The 18,010-nt window shown below is 61.9% G+C and carries 16 protein-coding genes; 9 read left to right on the top strand and 7 right to left on the bottom strand.

From position 1 onward, the window contains the following. The first annotated feature begins 16 nt into the window (after window positions 1–16). The gene (locus RG2_RS20865; RefSeq protein ID WP_371851327.1) at window positions 17–1,225 is read left to right on the top strand and encodes a CaiB/BaiF CoA transferase family protein; all 1,209 of its coding nucleotides are present in this window, start codon (window positions 17–19) and stop codon (window positions 1,223–1,225) included. A 12-nt stretch (window positions 1,226–1,237) separates the two neighbouring features. Here RG2_RS20865 and RG2_RS20860 read toward each other — a convergent pair whose 3' ends face one another. Beyond that, complete coding sequence (locus RG2_RS20860) at window positions 1,238–2,458, bottom strand: acetyl-CoA C-acetyltransferase (RefSeq protein WP_033233307.1); 1,221 nt, start codon at window positions 2,456–2,458, stop codon at window positions 1,238–1,240. Window positions 2,459–2,681: 223 nt separating this feature from the next. Here RG2_RS20860 and RG2_RS20855 point away from each other — a divergent pair, with 223 nt between their 5' ends. Both RG2_RS20855 and RG2_RS20850 read left to right on the top strand, forming a co-directional pair. Next, the gene (locus tag RG2_RS20855; protein WP_033233305.1) at window positions 2,682–3,872 is read left to right on the top strand and encodes an acyl-CoA dehydrogenase family protein; all 1,191 of its coding nucleotides are present in this window, start codon (window positions 2,682–2,684) and stop codon (window positions 3,870–3,872) included. Window positions 3,873–3,905: 33 nt separating this feature from the next. After that, window positions 3,906–4,823, top strand: a complete 918-nt coding sequence (locus RG2_RS20850; protein ID WP_033233303.1) for a LysR family transcriptional regulator — start codon at window positions 3,906–3,908, stop codon at window positions 4,821–4,823. Here the strand turns inward: RG2_RS20850 and RG2_RS20845 are convergent. Further along, window positions 4,757–5,701 carry a LysR family transcriptional regulator gene (locus RG2_RS20845; RefSeq protein WP_033233301.1) on the bottom strand — a complete coding sequence of 315 codons (945 nt, stop codon included), beginning with the start codon at window positions 5,699–5,701 and terminating at the stop codon, window positions 4,757–4,759. The genes RG2_RS20850 and RG2_RS20845 overlap by 67 nt on opposite strands. A 159-nt stretch (window positions 5,702–5,860) precedes the next feature. Here RG2_RS20845 and RG2_RS20840 point away from each other — a divergent pair, with 159 nt between their 5' ends. Genes RG2_RS20840 through RG2_RS20815 form a run of 6 tightly spaced genes read left to right on the top strand, consistent with a single transcriptional unit; the run spans window position 5,861 to window position 11,887 of the window. After that, window positions 5,861–7,420, top strand: coding sequence for an AMP-binding protein (locus RG2_RS20840; protein WP_033233815.1), 1,560 nt, complete (start codon window positions 5,861–5,863; stop codon window positions 7,418–7,420). Beyond that, on the top strand, window positions 7,417–8,463 hold the full coding sequence (locus RG2_RS20835) for an MBL fold metallo-hydrolase (RefSeq protein WP_033233299.1): 1,047 nt from the start codon (window positions 7,417–7,419) through the stop codon (window positions 8,461–8,463). Before RG2_RS20840 ends, RG2_RS20835 begins: the two co-directional genes overlap by 4 nt. Window positions 8,464–8,501: 38 nt before the next feature. Beyond that, on the top strand, window positions 8,502–9,263 hold the full coding sequence (locus RG2_RS20830) for a crotonase/enoyl-CoA hydratase family protein (RefSeq protein ID WP_033233296.1): 762 nt from the start codon (window positions 8,502–8,504) through the stop codon (window positions 9,261–9,263). Further along, a complete protein-coding gene (locus tag RG2_RS20825; RefSeq protein WP_033233814.1) occupies window positions 9,260–10,072 on the top strand; it encodes an enoyl-CoA hydratase/isomerase family protein in 813 nt (270 codons plus the stop codon). Before RG2_RS20830 ends, RG2_RS20825 begins: the two co-directional genes overlap by 4 nt. A 30-nt stretch (window positions 10,073–10,102) precedes the next feature. After that, on the top strand, window positions 10,103–11,005 hold the full coding sequence (locus RG2_RS20820; protein ID WP_033233291.1) for a LysR family transcriptional regulator: 903 nt from the start codon (window positions 10,103–10,105) through the stop codon (window positions 11,003–11,005). A gap of 3 nt (window positions 11,006–11,008) precedes the next feature. After that, window positions 11,009–11,887, top strand: a complete 879-nt coding sequence (locus RG2_RS20815) for a LysR family transcriptional regulator (RefSeq protein WP_033233289.1) — start codon at window positions 11,009–11,011, stop codon at window positions 11,885–11,887. Here the strand turns inward: RG2_RS20815 and RG2_RS20810 are convergent. From RG2_RS20810 to RG2_RS20790, 5 genes are all read right to left on the bottom strand, one after another. Then, window positions 11,884–12,846, bottom strand: a complete 963-nt coding sequence (locus tag RG2_RS20810) for an NAD(P)H-dependent flavin oxidoreductase (RefSeq protein ID WP_033233287.1) — start codon at window positions 12,844–12,846, stop codon at window positions 11,884–11,886. The genes RG2_RS20815 and RG2_RS20810 overlap by 4 nt on opposite strands. Further along, window positions 12,847–14,529: a class I adenylate-forming enzyme family protein gene (locus tag RG2_RS20805; protein ID WP_033233285.1), complete on the bottom strand. Its 1,683-nt coding sequence runs from the start codon at window positions 14,527–14,529 to the stop codon at window positions 12,847–12,849. It lies immediately after the preceding gene. Window positions 14,530–14,540: 11 nt separating this feature from the next. Next, entirely contained in the window at window positions 14,541–15,305 is a 765-nt protein-coding gene (locus RG2_RS20800) for an SDR family NAD(P)-dependent oxidoreductase (protein WP_033233280.1), read from the bottom strand. 55 nt (window positions 15,306–15,360) lie between these two features. Then, entirely contained in the window at window positions 15,361–16,491 is a 1,131-nt protein-coding gene (locus RG2_RS20795) for a thiolase family protein (RefSeq protein ID WP_033233278.1), read from the bottom strand. A 135-nt stretch (window positions 16,492–16,626) separates the two neighbouring features. Further along, entirely contained in the window at window positions 16,627–17,964 is a 1,338-nt protein-coding gene (locus RG2_RS20790) for an MFS transporter (RefSeq protein WP_371851333.1), read from the bottom strand. Window positions 17,965–18,010 lie beyond the last annotated feature (46 nt).

Genomic DNA, 18,010 nt, shown 5'->3' with positions numbered 1-18,010 from the left:
GTGCTTCAATTCAGGAATGGACTCTGACATGGGACAGTCGCATTCGGATCTCCCACTCGACGGGATTACCGTGGTGGCGTTGGAACAGGCCGTTGCGGCGCCGCTCGCCAGTCGGCATCTCGCGGACATGGGTGCTCGCGTGATCAAGATCGAGCGGGTGGGTGAGGGCGACTTCGCTCGTCACTACGACGACGCGGTGCGCGGTCAGGGCTCGCACTTCGTGTGGCTCAATCGTTCCAAGGAATCGATTGCCGTCGACGTCAAGTCGGAGTCCGGCCGTCGAGTCGTGCTCGATCTCATCGCGGAAGCCGACGTCTTCTTGCAGAACCTCGCCCCGGATGCTGCAGATCGACTGGGCTTCGGTGCGGACACGCTCCGAGCAGAGTTCCCTCGGCTCATCGTGATCAACATGTCGGGATACGGCAGCGCCGGACCACGTCGTGAGCGCAAGGCGTACGACATGTTGGTGCAGGCCGAGACCGGAATGATCTCGGTGACCGGAACACCCGAGACGGCTACGAAAACGGGTGTTCCGGTTTCCGACATCGCAGCCGGGATGTACGCGCTGACATCGATACTGGGTGCCTTGTTCCGTCGGGAGAGAACTGGCAAAGGCGCAACGGTCGACGTGTCGATGTTCGACGCGACCGTCGAGTGGCTCGGCCACCCGATGTACATGAAAATGTATGCGGACAAGCAGATTCCGCGAGTCGGGCTCGGGCATGCGGCCATCGTTCCGTACGATTCGTTCCCGACGTCGGATGGTGAGATCCTCATCGGAGTCCAGAATGAGCGCGGATGGCGGACGCTCATGGTTGACGTCTTCGGGCGGGAAGATCTGGTGGATCATCCGCGATATGCCACCAATATCGTCCGGGTCGAGAATCGAGCCGAGGTGGATGAGATGGTCGGATCACTCTCGCGGCTGTATTCGACCGCAGAACTGGATAAGCGTCTGGCCGCTGCCGGTGTGCCCGCAGCAGCGTTGAACGACATGGGCGGATTGCTGAAACACCCTCAGCTGGACGAGCGTTCGCGGTGGCGATCCGTGGGAACAGAAGTTGGGCCCATCGACGCTGTGCTACCCCCGATGACCTTCTCCGACGTGGAAATGAAGATGGGTGATGTGCCCTCCCTTGGTCAGCACACCGAGTCGATTCTGACGGAGTTGGGGCGCACGGCCGATCAGATCGCCGACCTTCACCGAGACGGATCGATCGGATAGCGCCCCAACGTTTTATCGTCGTAGGTTTTCGAAGACCGCGGCGATGCCCTGGCCGCCGCCGATGCACATGGATTCGATTCCGTAGCGGCCCTGGCGACGGTCGAGTTCACGCAGCAGGTTCGCGAGGATTCGTCCGCCGGTAGCGCCGACGGGGTGGCCCAGTGAGATGCCGGAACCGTTGACGTTGAACCGTTCGAGGAGATCCGTCTCGCTCAGACCCCAGGCGCGGGCGCACGCGAGGACCTGAGCGGCGAATGCCTCGTTGACTTCGATCAAATCGATGTCGGAGAGTTGTAGATCGACCCGTGAGAGCGCTTTTGCCACCGCAGAAACGGGGCCGATGCCCATGCGGTTCGGTTCGACGCCGGTGACGCCCCAGCTGACCAGCTTCGCGAAGGGGCGCAATCCAAGTCGTTCGGCATTGGCGGGCGTGGTGACGATGGCCGCCGCGCCGCCGTCGTTCTGCCCGCAGGCATTTCCGGCGGTAACGGTCGCGTCCGGGTCGACGCGGCTACGCAGCGGGCGCAGTGCGGCGAGGTCGGACAGTTGCACATCTCGACGCGGATGCTCGTCCTGGGTAACAACTTTCGCGTCGCCGCGGCGGGATGGGACGGTGACAGGAATGATCTCCTCGTCGAAGTATCCCTTGTCCTGTGCGTTCACGGCACGCTCGTGCGAGCGAAGCGCGTAGCGGTCTTGTTCGTCGCGTGTGATCGCATATTCGCGTCGCAGGTTTTCGGCCGTTTCGATCATGCCGCCTTCGACCGGGAAATTGACGCCTCCCGAGTTCGTGCGGGGCTTGGCCAGGCGGTCGTGGAACTCCACCGAGGGTTTCTTCGTACCCCAACGAATGTCGTTGGAATAGAATTCGACGCCGCTCATGCTTTCGGCACCGCCGGCGATCACCAGGTCACTCATGCCGGTCTGAACCTGCATGGCCGCGTAGATGATTGCCTGCAGACCGGATCCGCAACGGCGGTCGAGTTGAATGCCGGGAACCGAGATATCCAGGCCGGCATCGAGTGCTGCGATGCGCCCGATGGCAGCGGCCTCGCCGTTTGCGTAACCCTGACCGAAGACCACGTCGTCGATATCGGCGGACTGGAGTCCGGTCCGCTCGATCAGTCCCCGCATCACGGTGGCTGCAAGCGTGGTTACCGGAACGTCTTTGAAGACACCGCCGAAGCCGCCTACTGGCGTACGAACGGGTTCACAGATGACTGCGTCATACATGGAATGCGCCTGTCGGGAGAGTGTGGACGAGGAAGGTGCGTTTAGAGAAATACGAACGCGCGCCCTCGAATATTCAGCACGCGCGCCGTGGTTGTCAACAGCGGTAGAAGTGCTGCTCGGACATAGTTTTTCCCTAACCATTCGTATGGTTGTCGAACTTTGACACCTTTGCGTTTCGGGGATTGAATGGTCGGAGGATCTCCCTCGATGAACAGGTGGAACAGTGACGCGTTTGGCGCAGACTGCAGGATTGACCGAGACGCAGATCGACATCATCGGTGCCGTGCGGGAATTCGTCGATCGTGTGGTGATTCCCGCCGCGCAAGAACTGGAGCACACCGACACGTATCCGACGGACATCGTCAAGCAGATGAAAGACATGGGTCTGTTCGGTCTGACGATCGACGAGGAGTTCGGTGGCATCGGAGAATCACTCCTGACGTACGCACTGTGCGTCGAGGAATTGGCTCGCGGCTGGATGAGCGTGTCCGGTGTCATCAACACCCATTTCATAGTGGCACACATGATTTCGGCGCACGGGACACCGGAGCAGAAAGCGAACTACCTGCCGAGGCTGGCTACCGGGGAGCTCACCGGTGCTTTCTCGATGTCGGAGCCGGCTCTGGGTTCCGACGTTGCCGCCATCTCGACCAAGGCGAAACGCACCGAATCCGGCGACTACGTGGTGAACGGGCAGAAGATGTGGCTGACGAACGGTGGTTCGTCCACTCTGGTGGCTGTGCTCGTGAAGACGGACGAAGGCGCGGAGAAGGCGCACAACAATCTGACGACGTTGCTGATCGAGAAGCCTGCGGGGTTCGGTGAAGTTCTTCCCGGCCTGACCATCCCCGGCAAGATCGAGAAGATGGGCTACAAGGGAATCGACACGACCGAGATGGTCTTCGACGGTTTCGAGATCAGCGCGGACGCGGTTCTCGGTGGCAAGCCCGGCGTCGGGTTCCGGCACATGATGGATGGTGTCGAGGTCGGCCGAGTGAATGTGGCGGCGCGTGCGTGCGGTATCGCGCAGCGTGCTTTCGAACTTGCGGTGACGTATGCAAAGCAGCGTGAGACATTCGGTAAGCCGATTGCCGAGCATCAGGCCATCGCGTTCCGTATCGCGGAGATGGGTACCAAAGTCGAAGCGGCCCACCTGATGATGGTGAATGCGGCTCGGCTCAAGGACTCGGGCGAACGAAACGACGTTGCTGCCGGTATGGCGAAGTACCTGGCCAGTGAGTTCTGTGCCGAAGTCACCCAGGACAGTTTCCGTATTCACGGCGGTTACGGGTACTCCAAGGAGTACGAGATCGAGCGCTTGATGCGTGAGGCGCCCTTCCTGCTGATCGGTGAGGGCACCAGCGATATCCAGAAGCAGATCATCAGCAAGGGACTGTTGCGCTCGTATAACTGAACCGCGTTTTGGTGTCCGTCGTAAAGTCGACGGGTGGACCTACGTCAGATCGAGTATTTTCTCGCCGTTGCAGGCGGGGAGTCCTTGGCGAGCGCAGCGCAGCCCATGTCGTTGGCGACGGCGGCGCAGTCCATGTCGGTGACCAAGCCGTCGTTGTCGCAAGGTATTCGCGGTCTCGAACGTGAACTGGGCGTCGAACTCTTCCACCGCGTCGGTCGGGGTCTGGTCTTGACGTCGGCCGGACGCGCACTGATCGGGCCCGCTCGGCAAATGATGCGAAGTAGCGCAGCTGCGTCCACTGCTGCGATCGGGGTGGATATCGAACCAAAGGGCCGCCTGGACATCTGCTCTGCCGCTCAGGGACTGGAGGGGCCGGTGGCGCGGATCGTGGCCGATTTCCGTCGACGCTGCCCGGGAATCACGGTGCGTGTCAGCGAGCTCCCACGCGGCGATACCGCCGAACAGGTATTGGCTGACGGGGTGTGCGAGCTGGTTTTCAGTTATTGGCCACCGGAGATGTCTGAACTGTCGACACACGTCATCGGAGTGAACGACTACTGGCTTGCTCTTCCCCCGCAGGCGCCGCTCTCGGTCTGGCCACGTGGAATTAAACCTACTGTGGGAGAGCCTGTCTCGTTGACCGCGCTTCCTGATCTTCCCGTGGTCGGGGTGCTGAAGCACTCACAGGCCCGGATCGTCATCGAGTCTTCCTTGCATGCTGCCGGTGCCAGAACACGGATGTCGACAGAACTTGCGCAGCGAGAAACCGTCGGGGAATTTGTCCTCGCCGGTTTGGGTATGGCGTTCATGGAACGTTCGCTTGCCGAACGTGCAGCTGCGTCAGGGGCCGAGATTTTCCCGTTGAATCCAGTGATCTCGCTGACCTACGGCATCGAGTTCGATCCGGAGAGATTGTCACCGTTGGGGAAGATGTTTGTCGAAGGACTCTGAGCGGTAGGGAGATTCGAAACCAGCGCCGCCGCAGCCGGTGACAACGGACCGTCACGAAAGACGATGCGTGTCCGTCGGATGACTGGTGGGTCCAGCGATCGAACGCTCGCCGCGGGGGAGTCCTGCTCGGCGATGGAGCGGGGCAGTAGTGCGGCGCCGACACCGTGGCCGACCATCTCACGAACGGCCAGGCGATCGGGGACCTCGGCGACGACGTTGACGAGGCCCCAGTCGCCTCCGACCGGGTAGCTGCGACGGCTTGTCCGTGTTTCGACGATCATGGGCAAGGCCCCGATCGGCGCGCGGGGCACCGGTTCGGGAAGGTCGACCGCAAGTGCCGGTGGGATCGACAGAACCATCTCCTGAGCGCTGGTCTCGATCTCGAGAAGGCCGTCCGACGGTCCGTCCGCGAGATCGCGTTCGAGAAAACCGAGTTCGCACCTGCCCGACCGGACCAAGGCCAGCACCTCGTGGGCGCTGGGCGCCGCGGTTGTGGAGAAGGTGATACCCGGAGCGGTGCGGTGAAGCTGACCAGCCAGATCGGCGACCGAGTCGAGCGCAAGGTCGGATTGAACAGCGATGGTGAGTTCACCCGATTGCAGTGCGATTACCGCAGCGACTGCGGTCTCGGCCTTGGCGACGTCACGCAGTAGTGTCCGAGCAGCGTCGGCGACGGCTGCTCCGGCAGCGGTGGGGATCAAGCCTCGTGCAGTGCGCTCGAACAGTGTGGAACCGAGAGTCCGTTCGAGATTGCGCACCGCCTGTGACAGCGACGGCTGGGAGATGTGCAGTGCGTTCGCGGCGGCGGTGACACCGCCGTGATCGACAACGGCAACGAGGTACTGCGCGCTGCGAATGTCCATCCCGGGTGCCTGCATCTGACGAATTCTCCCAGATGATGCCGTCTCGACTGTGATGACATCCTTCGACCTGCCGATATAGGTCTGAGCTATGGCTCGGTGCGCCTACTCGTCTTTGTGGCGCGGGCCATAGCGATGGTCGACTGTTCCAGTACCGCCGAATCTCAGGAGCATGATGTGAGCGAGCTTCACCTGCCCAACCGGATACGTCACTCGGCGTTGGCGCGACCATCCGACCCCGCGATCACGTGCGGCGACCGGACATTGACGTGTGCCGATCTCGATGCCGAGACCAATGCGTTGGCGAGTGCACTTGTGGGGGTTTCCAATGGCGGTGCTCGTGTCGGAGCACTACTGCGAATGGGCCTCGAAGGCGCGGAAACTTTCATCGCGTGTGCAAAGGCGGGCGCGGTCTTCATTCCGTTGAACTGGCGGCTCAGTCCGCGGGAGCTCGTGGACGTCGCCGAGGACGCAGAACTCGACGTCTTGATCGTCGACGACGAGTTCGCAGTAGGGGCCGCCGCGATCTCCGCAGTGTTGCCGGAGGTGACGGTTGTTACCGTGGGAGATGAAGGGGGCGTGACAGATTCGCGAACCTGGGCAGAGTTCGTGGCGTCCGGGACGGGTATCGACCCCGGACTGGGGCACGATCCGGACACCGCGGTTCTGCAGCTGTACACTTCCGGGACCACCGGCCGCCCCAAAGGCGTCGTGGCCACACACCGGAATTTGTACAACGAACCCGTGGGGTTCGAGGTGTACGAATTCGGTTCGAATGCAGTGGCTCTGGACGCACTTCCCCTCTTTCACATCGCTGGTGCCGGCTGGATGAGTACGTGTCTGTCGGCCGGGGTGCCGATGGTTCTGCTCGGCGACATGGCGCCGGCCCGGGTGGCTGAAGCTATTGCAACACACCATGTCACCCACGCATTTCTGGTACCGGCGGTAATTCAGACACTGGTCGATCTGCCCACTCTCGAGGGTTTCGATCTGTCCAGCTTGGAGGTGGTTGCGTATGGGGCGTCGCCGATCACGCCGGCGCTCCTCGCTCACGCTATGAATGTCCTGAACTGCAAGTTTGTTCAGCGCTACGGGATGACCGAAACAACGGGGTCTGTGTCCGTACTTCGTGCCTACGACCATCACGTCAGTGGGCCTCGCTCCGGGTTACTGCGGTCCGCGGGAAAGCCGATGATCGGCGTGGAGATCTCCATTCGCGACGTCATGACGGGCGAGGAGTTGCCGCCCAACGAATCCGGAGAAATTGTCGCGCGCAGCAGAAACAACACACGCGGATACTGGCGACGTGAACGCGAAAGCGCCGAATTGTTCACGCACGACGGCTTTCTTCGAACGGGCGACGCCGGGCACCTGGACGACGAGGGCTACCTGTTTGTCACCGACCGTCTCAAGGACATGATCATCACCGGCGGCGAGAACGTCTATCCGATCGAAGTGGAATCCATTCTGGCCGAGCATCCTTCGGTTGCCGAAGTAGCAGTTGTCGGGGTTCCCGACAAGCGCTGGGGTGAATCCGTCACCGCGGTGATCAAACTGGTCGACGGCGCCGACATGCCAAGCGTCGACGAGCTGATCGCCTTCAGCGCAGCGAGGTTGGCGTCGTACAAGAAGCCCAGACAGATCCATTTCGTGGACTCCCTACCTCGCAATGCGAGCGGGAAACTGCTCAAGTCGAGCCTGCGAACCACGCTGAGTGCGAGCGGAGAAGCATCGTGATCGTGACCGAAGACGTCGGCGTCGCACAACGCGAGGCCTGGGCGAAGAACATTCTTCCGCCGGTGGAACAGGTACGGGACGGTTTGTGGTCGATTCCGGTTCCTATGCCGGACAACCCCTTGCGTTACGTGCTCGTCTACGCGCTCGCGCTCGATCATGGACTTGCACTCATCGACGTCGGTTGGGATCACGAACAGTCGTGGCAGGCTCTCGTGGACGGCATAGCGTCGATCGGTTACCACGTTTCCGAAGTGCGGTATGCGGCAATCACACACCTGCATCCCGATCACTTCGGTCTGGCGCCGCGTCTTCGACAAGTCAGCGGCGCAACACTGGCAATGCATGTGGCTGATGCGACGCTACTCGGATACCACGGTCCCGAGCAGACACGCGAGGACATCACCGGCTGGAATGTGCAACTGTCCGAACTCGGAGCGCCGACTGCAGTACTCGACGCGTCTCGGGTCGATCTGGTGCGGTTCGGCGAGCATGAATCAATCGACGTTGTTCTGGGCGATGGAGATCCACTCGATCTACCGGGATGGAATCTCCGCGCGCAATGGACGCCGGGGCACACACCCGGACACCTCTGCTTCGTGGAAGAGGACAGGGGCTTGTTGTTCAGCGGTGATCACATGCTGCCGCGGATCAGTCCGAACATCTCCACGGTTCCCGGTGAACTCGAGAATCCGCTGCATCGCTACCTGCTCTCACTCGAGGCAACAACAGCCTTGGGTGAATGCGAGGTGCTGCCCGCACACGAGTATCGATTCCGCGGGATCGCCGATCGCGCACGTCAGTTGATGGGACATCACGAGGCGAGGCTGTCGGAAATCGTTGCGGCCGTTGCGGCCGATCCCGAATCGACGGCCTGGGAACTGTCGCGCACGATCTCCTGGTCTCGCCCGTTCGATCAGATGTCGCCGCGACTACTTCGCCTGGCAGTCCGCGAAACCCACGCTCATCTGGTTGTGTTGGCCAAGCGCGAGAGGGTGACCGCGTCCGGCCGTTCGCCCGTGCGATGGAGTCTTCGATCGCTGTGACCATTCAAAAATTCTCATCACGGAAGTAGGAACCGAACATGAGCGTTGTGCTCACCGACTTCGCCGACGGCATCGCCGTCATCACACTCAATCGACCCGAGGCCAAGAATGCGGTCAACCTCGAACTTGCACAAGCCTTGGCTGCGGCGATCGACGAGTTCGAGGCGAGGTCAGATCTCACTATCGGCATTCTGACCGGATCTGGTGGAACCTTCTGCGCCGGTATGGATCTCAAGGGATTCGCGCGCGGAGAACGGCCGTCACTCCCCGGTCGTGGATTTGCCGGATTGACCGAGGCCCCGCCGTCGAAGCCGCTGATCGCAGCAGTCGAGGGTTGGGCGCTGGCAGGCGGCTGTGAACTGGCCTTGGCGGCCGACCTGATCGTGGCGTCTACCGATGCGAAATTCGGCTTGCCCGAAGTGAAGCGGGGGCTTGCCGCTGCCGCCGGCGGTCTTCTGCGTCTGCCCAAGATCCTGCCGTATCAGCTGGCCATGGAGATCGCAATCACCGGTGACCCGCTCAGCGCCACGTTGGCGCATCATCACGGGCTGGTCAATCGGCTCGCCGAACCTGGACAAGCACTGGCGGTCGCACGTGAACTTGCGGCGCGGGTGGCGGCAAACGGTCCATTGGCAGTTCGAGCAACCAAGCAGGTCCTCGCGATGTCCGCGAAGTACACCGACCCGGATGCTTTTGTCGCGCAGCGCGAATTCATCGATCCGGTCTTTGCTTCCCGTGATGCCAAGGAAGGCGCCACGGCATTTGCCGAGAAGCGTTCTCCCGTGTGGAGTGGCTCGTGAGTGCCGAAACCATCGAGCGTGCGGCCGTCAGTGTCGAGCGCATCGGCGCTGTTGCCACGATCGTGCTCGACCGACCACACCGTCGCAACGCCCTGGACCTCGAGGCCTGGATCGCTCTGCGCGAGGCACTGCACGAACTTCAGGAGGACTCGCAGATTCGCTCCGTGATCCTGACCGGCGCGGGCGGCACCTTCTGTGCGGGCTCCGATCTCGACAAGCGAGGCTCGTCGCACCCGCTCGATCGCATGCGAGTCATCAACGCAACCGCGATCGCACTGGGTGAGTTTGCCAAGCCCCTGGTGGCGAAGGTCGAAGGGTTTGCGGTCGGAGCCGGATGGAACATGGCATTGCTCTGCGACTTCGTGGTGGCGGCACAGGGTACGAAGTTCAGTCAGATCTTTGCCAAACGGGGGTTGTCCGTCGACTTCGGCGGGTCGTGGATCCTGCCGAGGCTGGTCGGCGTCCAGCAAGCCAAACGTTTGGTGATGCTCGCCGAGACGATCGACGCACGGGAAGCCTACGAACTCGGATTGGTGACCTATCTGGTCGAACCGGCCGAACTCGACGAACACACGGCCGAACTTGCGCAGCGGTTGGCTGACGGTCCGCCTGCCGCATTGAGTCAGTCTGCTGCCATGCTCGAGCAGCACACCTCGCTGACCTTACGAGAGGCGTTGGACAACGAGGCGAGGGCACAGGCCGTCAATTTCGCGACGGACGCTACCGACGCAGTTCGAGCCTTCGTGGAAAAGCGCGAACCGGTCTTCACCGGAGAGTGGGCGGTATCAGGGGCACCTAGAGTGGAATGAGGGATGCATCGCTGGTCGTATGATGGGTGAGTGGATCTGCACTTTGTTACCTACTTCGTCGCTGTTGTCGACCACGGTGGGATAACGAAGGCGGCTCAGTCTCTCTACATTTCGCAACCTTCGCTTTCTCAGGCGATTCGTACGCTTGAACGCCGATTGGGTGCCACTTTGTTCGACCGGACGGGAAGACGTCTGGTCCTCACCGATGCGGGCCGCACATTCGATCTCGCGGCCAGGCGAATCCTTGCCGACGTCGAGCGCGCGAAGGCCAAGGTGACCGCCGTCCGTGAACTCGAGTTCGGTCGTGTCGACGTCGTGTCGTACTCGGCATTCTCGATAGATCCGATGGTCGAGTTGGTTCGGCGATTCCGGGCCAACTTTCCGAAGATTGTCGTGCGGGTTCTCGATACCTTCGGGCCGGCCGGAGTGGATACTGCCCTGAGGCGTGGATCCGCCGAGGTCGGAGTCACCGATCTGAGTATCGGATACGAAGGTCTGGTCACCGCACCGATAACGACCCAGGAGATGGTGCTCGCCACACATGTGTCGTTGTCCGACAGGCTTGTGAAACCGTTGGTCGATCCGGTTCGGCGCGACGTCCTCCATGCTCTGCCACTGGTGGTAGATCTCGGAGATCAATCGAACCAATTCCGTTCTCTGCTCAGTGCCGGTGCAGAGAACGTCGTGGTGGATTGTGTGCACCCCGTGACCACCTGGGAACTCGTGCGTCGGGGCATCGGAGCCACGGTTGTGCCGAGAAAGGTTGCGCAGCAACAGATGAAGGATGTGCTCGCGTTCTCGTTCGATCCGCCGCTGGCCCGAGACGTCGGTCTTGTCTATCGCGCCGGTGAGCAGTCACCCGCGGCCGCCGCTTTCATCGCAACAGCAGCCGAAATGGCCACCGCTGCTGCAGGATCCACGGCGAGGGAGTGAACTGTGGAATTTCGGCAGATGGAGTACTTTCTCGCGGTTGTCGAGAACAAGGGAATCAGTGGTGCGGCTGCCGCGCTGGGCGTCGCTCAGCCGACAGTGTCTCAGGCACTGCGCGGGCTGGAACGCGAACTGGGAGTAAGGCTCTTCCATCGGATCGGGCGGGGGATGGTGCTCAGTGCGGCCGGACGCAGTCTGGTCGGGCCGAGCCGTCAGGTGCTCCGCGATGTTGCTGCCGCCGAGGGGCAGTTGACTGCTGCTGACGGCGCCGTCGTCGGTCGACTCGACATCATGGCGTTTCCCGCTCTCACGTCCGGGACCATCGTCGATCTGATCGCCGAGTTCTGCATTCGGTATCCCCGGGCGCGAGTGAGGTTTTCGGAGTTGGAGCGTGAAGACAATCTCGATTCTCTGATCCGTGACGGCCATTGCGAATTCGCGGTTGCCCATTTGCCCCTCGAAGCAGCGAAGGGATTCGAGATCATCGAGCTGGGGGAACAGGACTATCGACTGGTCTATCCTGTCGGAACCGAACTTCCGGAGGGGCCGGTGCGCCTTGCCGAGATGCCCGACATTCCCATGGTTTTTGTTCCTCGCGGAGCAGCGATGGGCGACGCTATCGAAGACTCGATTCGCAAGGCTGGGACGAGAACCGAGCTCGCCGTCGTCACTGAGCAGCGGGAATCGAGGCTGCCCATGGTCATTGCCGGGCTCGGCGGGTCGTTGGTCGAGCGTGCCGTGGCGAAGTCGATGCCGGGACAGGTTGTGGAGCGGGCCTGTGAGCCGAGATTCCTGCGGACGTACGGGCTTGTCTTCGACCCGTCCATCCTCTCTCCGGTGGGGCAGGCATTCGTGGACTTGGTCCACGAATGCCTGCCGGGCTAGAGACGGCAGATACGTTCGCGCGCAGCCTCGAACTCGGCGGCGAGACGCTCGACCACTGCGTGTGTCGGAAGGACAGCGTCGATCGGTCCGATTCCCTGACCGGCGCCCCAAATGTCGCGCCACGCCTTGGCATCGGTGTCGGTCGTCGCGAAACTCATTGCGGAAGGATCGGATTCGGCTAGGTTGTCCGGGTCCAATCCCGCGGCCTCGATGCTGCCGCGCAGGTAGTTTCCGTGTACTCCGGTGAACAGGTTGGAGTAGACGATGTCGGAGGCCCCGGAACCCACGATCATCTCCTTGTACGCGGGATCGGCGTTAGCCTCTTCGGTTGCGATGAATGCTGAGCCGACGTAGGCCAAGTCGGCTCCCGCAGCGAGTGCAGCGAGAATCGAATCTCCGTGAGCGATGGCGCCAGACAACAGAACTGGACCGGCGAACCACTCCCGGATCTCGCGAATCAGAGCGAACGGTGATTGCGTACCGGCATGACCACCAGCACCGGCAGCTACCGCAATCAGTCCGTCGGCACCCTTTTCGACGGCCTTGCGCGCAAAGCGGTTGTCGATGACGTCGTGAAGAACGATTCCGCCGTACGCATGGACGGCATCGTTGATGTCGGTGCGAGCGCCGAGCGAGGTGATGACGATGGGCACCTCGAACTCGGCGATGGTTGCCAGGTCCTCTTCCAGTCGGTTGTTGGACCGGTGGACGATGAGGTTGACCGCAAAAGGTGCGGACGGATTTTCCGGGTGCTCACGATCGTGTTCCTCACGCGCCACCGTGATCAGCTTCAACCAATCCCGAAGCGCTGATTGTGGGCGAGCATTCAGTGCCGGGAACGACCCGATGATCCCAGCGGTGCACTGTGCGATGACGAGGTCTGGAGTCGAGATGATGAACATCGGTGAGGCGAGAACCGGTACCCGCAACCGAGAGGTCAGATCGGCGAAGGTTGTCATCTAGGAACCACCTGTCTTGTCGACGGATTCGAGAAGCCTCGAGCGAAGGTCGGTCTTGAGGACCTTGCCCGCGGCGGAGGTGGGGAGTAGTTCGACCTCGACAACTTCGCGAATCTTCTTGTACGGCAGCACCTGTTCGGCGACAAACGACTTGATCTGCTCGGCGTCGAATTCAGCTCCGGGAATCATCACGACAAAAGCCACCGGCTCTTGACCATTGCTTCCAACCTCGCGGCCGACGACTGCGGCCGTCGAGATTGCGGGGTGCGAGATCAGGATTTCCTCGAGTTCACGGGGATAGACGTTGTACCCCTTGTAGATGAGCATGTCTTTGGCGCGGTCGCAGATGAAGAGGTATCCGTCCGAATCCTCGTATGCGATGTCTCCGGTGTCCAGCCACCCGTCGACAAATTGCTGTGCGGTGGTTTCCGGGTGGCCGAGATAGCCGTCGGTGACCTGAGGTCCGCGTACCCACAGTTCGCCGCGTTCGTTCTCGCCGAGAACTGTGTGCCTGTCGATCTGGTCGCGAATCTGGATCTCGGTGTCGAAGATCGGGAACCCGACGCTGCCCTGACGGTATTCCGAACCGTTGATCAGCGGAGCTGCCGTGACAACACAGGTCGCCTCGGTCAGCCCGTAACCCTCGACGACAAGAGCTTTGGGAAATGCGCGGCGGAGAGCTGCTAGCGTGACGCTGTCGATCGGGGCGGCGCCCGAGGACACGACGCAGACGCTGTCGGTGTTGCGCACGTTCGCGTCGGGGTGGACCGACAGTGCGTGCCACATGGCTGGTGAGCCGGTGAGATAGGTGGCGCCGTGCTTTTCGATCAATTCGAGCATTCGACCGGGTTCGAACCGGCCGGCAAAAACTTGAGTGAGGCCGGAAATCAACAGGAACGACGTGTTGAGCAACGAATGTGCGTGGAAGAGAGGCGAGACCACGATGGTCGCCCCCGTTCCCGGCGTCGGCCCGAGCACGTCGAGGCCGTCGATGGGCCGCGGCGTGACGAGTCCGGCGGCCCCTACGTCCAACTCGTGACCGGTTCGCCAGCCACACATCTGGGTGACGTTGCCGACGACGTTGCGGTGAAGAACGCGAACGCCTTTGGAAACTCCGGTGGTGCCGCCGGTGAACGCAATGTGCGCGACGTCGTCACCTCGGACGGAGGCAGGGGTGAATTCGGTGGGTAGGCCCGCAATGAAGGAGCCGAACGCGACGACGGCCTCTGGTGCGTCAACGGCGACGTCGGGGTCCTGAACCATGACGATCGTGCGGACGGAGGTTCCCGACGCTGCCCCGAGGAGTGTGTGCAGCTGTGCGCTTTGAGTGACAGCAGCGACGGCCGACGTCTCCTCGATCTGCTTGCGCAATCCCGGTTCCGGCTGCAATGGGTTGACCAACGTGACCGTTGCCCCGGCCTGCAGGCAGCCGTAGTAAGCCTGCAGGAACTCGACGCAGTTTCCGAGGTGCAGTAACACGACATCACCGACACCGACCCCGGACTGTCGCAGCGCGCCGGCGAATTGTGCACTGCGCTCACCGAGTTCGCGGAACGTGCATGTACGCTCACCGTCCACGACGGCGAGGCGGTCACCGTAGAGAGCCGCCATGCTGGGCGCCCAGTACGCCATGGTGGTGTCTGGATACTGCATATTGTGGCGCAGTTGTGGATTGGCAGTCATGCCCCTGCCCGTCACCTGGGTGCCATCCGGATAGCGCCGTCGAGTCTGATGGTTTCGCCGTTGAGGTAGCCGTTTTCGAGGATCGATACCGCCAGCTGGCCGAACTCGTCGGGGCGGCCCAACCGCGACGGATTGGGAACCGAGGCTTCGAGGCCTGCCCGCACGTCTTCGCGCAGACGTGCCAGCAATGGTGTGTCCATGATGCCTGGCGCGATGGTGTTGACGCGGATACCTCGGCTGGCGAGATCGCGGGCAGCGGTGACGGTCATACCGACGATCCCGGCTTTGGATGCCGTGTAGTTGATCTGGCCGATCTGACCTTCGAAGGCTGCGACCGACGCCGTCATGACGATGGCGCCGCGCTCACCGTCCACGACATCGAGTTCTGCCATCCGCTCGGCGCCGAGACGCAGTGCGTTGAACGAACCGACGAGATTGAGTTTGACGACGAACTCGAAATCCTCGACCGATCCGGCTTTTCCGTCCTTGTCGAGAATGCGCATGCGACGTCCGGCACCCGCGCAATGGACAACAGCGCGTAAGCCACCGCGTGCGTGCGCCGCGTCGAGTGCTTCCGTGAATTGTTCGCTGTCGGTGATGTCGGCCTCGACGAATTGTGCCGCAGCCCCGAGATCGGCTGCTATCTGCTTACCTTCGGACGAAGGCAGGTCGATCAGCGTGACGTGTGCTCCGGCGTCGAGTAGCCGTCGAGCGGTTGCCAGGCCCAAACCTGAAGCGCCGCCGGTGATCGCGGTGGAAAGTCCCTCGAGTTTCATGAATTAAGTTCTTCTTTCCTGCTGGATGACGAGTAGACCGGACAATGACGTCGGGTCAGATCAATTCGAGAATTGTCGCGTTGGCCATGCCGCCGGCTTCGCACATCGACTGCAGTCCGTAACGGATTCCGTTATCGCGCATGTGATGCGCGAGCCGAGTCATCAGAATTGCGCCGGATCCTCCGAGCGGGTGGCCGACCGCGATCGCGCCGCCGAGCGGATTCAGACGATCGATGGCGGCGCCGGTTTCCGCCAACCAGGCCAGTGGGACGGGCGCGAATGCCTCGTTGATCTCGAAGGCGCCGATGTCGTCGATGGACAACCCTGACCGCTCCAATGCCTTTGCCGTGGCGGCAATCGGACCGGTGAGCATGATGACAGGATCATCGGCCGCGACAACTGCTGTGTGAATACGGACGATGGGCTTCCAGCCACGTGCTCGGGCGTACTCACTGGTCGTGACGAGTGTGGCGCCCGCTCCGTCGGAAATCTGAGAAGAGTTGCCGGCGTGGATCACTCCGTCTGCGTCGAACGCTGCCGGCAGTTTCGCGAGCGACTCCAGGCTTCCTCCTCGCCGAATTCCTTCGTCCTGAGATAAGTCGGCGATTGGAGCAATCTGTCCGGTAAATGCACCCGCATCGGTAGCGCGCGCCGCGAGTTCGTGTGAGCGGAGGGAGTATTCGTCGAGAGCCGTCCGTGTGAGTGCCCATTTGCGAGCCATCATCTCGGCGCCGGTTCCTTGACTGAATCCGTCGACGCCGAATCGTTCGAGTACCGAAGCGGGAAAATGCTCACCGTTCTTGCTGGCAGTTCCCATCGGCACTCGCGACATCGACTCGACGCCGCCCGCTACGACCACGTCGTTCTGACCGGAGATGACGGTGGCCGCGGCGAAGGAGACTGCCTGTTGGCTCGATCCGCAGGCGCGGGTCAGCGTGACCCCGGGAACGCTGTCGGGCCAACCGGCGGCGAGTGCGGCTGTGCGGGCGATGCTTCCGGCTTGTTCGCCGACCTGACTGACGCATCCCCAGATCACGTCGTCGACCGTTGCCGCGTCGAGTCCGGTCCGTTCGGCGAGTGCACGCAGCACGTGTGCAGACAGATCCGCCGGATGGATCTCCGAGAGGGCGCGGCCGCGTCGGCCGATCGGTGTACGTACTGCGTCGACGATGACGGCATCTCGCATGTGTCTCTCCTGCTGTTCGTGCCCGGTGTTGCGACTGTGCGGTCGGGGCGTGCTTCGAGTCGATCACGAGCAAGGGCGACCCGGCAATGTCTTTCGGTGAATGGCTTTGTTAGCGAATGGCTATGAGTGGAGTTCTCAGCCGCGGATGAGCTTTCGGTCGCGGTCGGGATTGGCGAAGACGAGTACCAGAACCGCTGCAATGACGCCGATGATGCCGATTGCCTGGAAGGACTGGGCATAACCGTCGGCAGCCGTTGCGGCGTTATCCACGATGACTCCCGTTGCGTAAGGCGCAATCAGGCCACCGATCGACATGATGGCGAGGAAGAATCCCATGGTTCCGGCAGTCTGCTGCGGCGGGCACAGTTCGGAGATCGCGGCGTTGATGAGTGGGAAAGTGATTGCCGAGAATCCGTAGCCGATCGACACCATGGCGACCGCGACGGCGGGAGCGGAGATCTGGGGGAGGAACAGGAGAATCGATCCGCAGATCAGAACGCCGACACAGGGAACGATGATGCGAACTGTGCGAGACGTGAAACCGCGGCCGATCAGCTTGTCGGTGACGGAACCGGAGGTGATCATGAGGATCAGGCCTACGATCGACGGCAGTGCAAACATCGAACCGGCTTGCATCGCACTGTAACCGAGGCCGACCTCGAAGTACGACGGGAGCCAGGTGAGGACGACGGTGGTCAGCGCGTAGATGGCGGCGATGAGGAAGCAGCAGCTGACAAACGTGCGGGAGAGCAGGATCTTGCGCCACGGAACGTTCGGTTCGGTGACTGCTTTTGCAGTCGTCTCGACTGCTTCTTCGGTATCTGCTTGCTTGGTCGCCTTGACTGCCTTGCTCGTGTACGGTCCTTCGGACCAACCGGCCAGCCAGCAACCCATCCACACCAGACCGAGAACGGAGAGCGAGAGAACTGCTGCGCGCCAACCGTAATGAACGGCGATGAACGTCAGCACGGGAGCGAGGGCGATCTTTGCGACGGAAGCGGATCCGGCGAGCATCGCGCCGGGAAGGCCGCGTTTGGCCGGTGGGTGCCATGAATATGCAGCGGTGTGCATCAGAGCCGAACTGGGTCCTTCGGCAAGTCCGAGCAGCATCCTCGAGACGATCAGCATTGCGAGACTTGCGCCGAGAACGAGGGGGAGCATGACCACGGACCAGATCGCCGCCAAGATCAGCAGCGCCCAACGAAGGGTCAGGTACTTGTTCAGGGGTCCGGCCATGAAGCCACCGATGCAGAACATCAGGAAGAACAGTGAGCCGACCATGCCGATTTGCGACGACTTCAGTCCGAGCTCACGTGCAAGCGGCTGAGCGATGATTCCGAGGACTGCTTTGTCGGCGTAGTTGACGACGTAGAGGAAGACGACCAGTCCGGTCATCGTCCATGCACGCTTGCGGGTGCCGAAGACCGGGACGACAGACGATTCTGGTTGGACGTCGTTACGATGCTGCGCGATGTTGGTCACGGGCGTCCCTTCGAGGTTGGTAGGCGGTGGCGATCGT

The sequence above is a fragment of the Rhodococcus globerulus NBRC 14531 genome, from assembly GCF_001894805.1.
GTDB lineage: Bacteria > Actinomycetota > Actinomycetes > Mycobacteriales > Mycobacteriaceae > Rhodococcus_F > Rhodococcus_F globerula.
This window is presented reverse-complemented; position numbering and strand designations above follow the sequence as displayed.

Excerpts from the sequence above, each read along its gene's own strand:
- RG2_RS20810 (WP_033233287.1), bottom strand. The coding sequence starts at position 12,846 with ATGACAACCTTCGCCGATCTGACCTCTCGGTTGCGGGTACCGGTTCTC.
- RG2_RS20805 (WP_033233285.1), bottom strand. The coding sequence starts at position 14,529 with ATGACTGCCAATCCACAACTGCGCCACAATATGCAGTATCCAGACACC.
- RG2_RS20795 (WP_033233278.1), bottom strand. The coding sequence starts at position 16,491 with ATGCGAGATGCCGTCATCGTCGACGCAGTACGTACACCGATCGGCCGA.
- RG2_RS20860 (WP_033233307.1), bottom strand. The coding sequence starts at position 2,458 with ATGTATGACGCAGTCATCTGTGAACCCGTTCGTACGCCAGTAGGCGGC.
- RG2_RS20845 (WP_033233301.1), bottom strand. The coding sequence starts at position 5,701 with ATGCAGGCACCCGGGATGGACATTCGCAGCGCGCAGTACCTCGTTGCC.
- RG2_RS20800 (WP_033233280.1), bottom strand. The coding sequence starts at position 15,305 with ATGAAACTCGAGGGACTTTCCACCGCGATCACCGGCGGCGCTTCAGGT.
- RG2_RS20830 (WP_033233296.1), top strand. The coding sequence starts at position 8,502 with ATGAGCGTTGTGCTCACCGACTTCGCCGACGGCATCGCCGTCATCACA.
- RG2_RS20865 (WP_371851327.1), top strand. The coding sequence starts at position 17 with ATGGACTCTGACATGGGACAGTCGCATTCGGATCTCCCACTCGACGGG.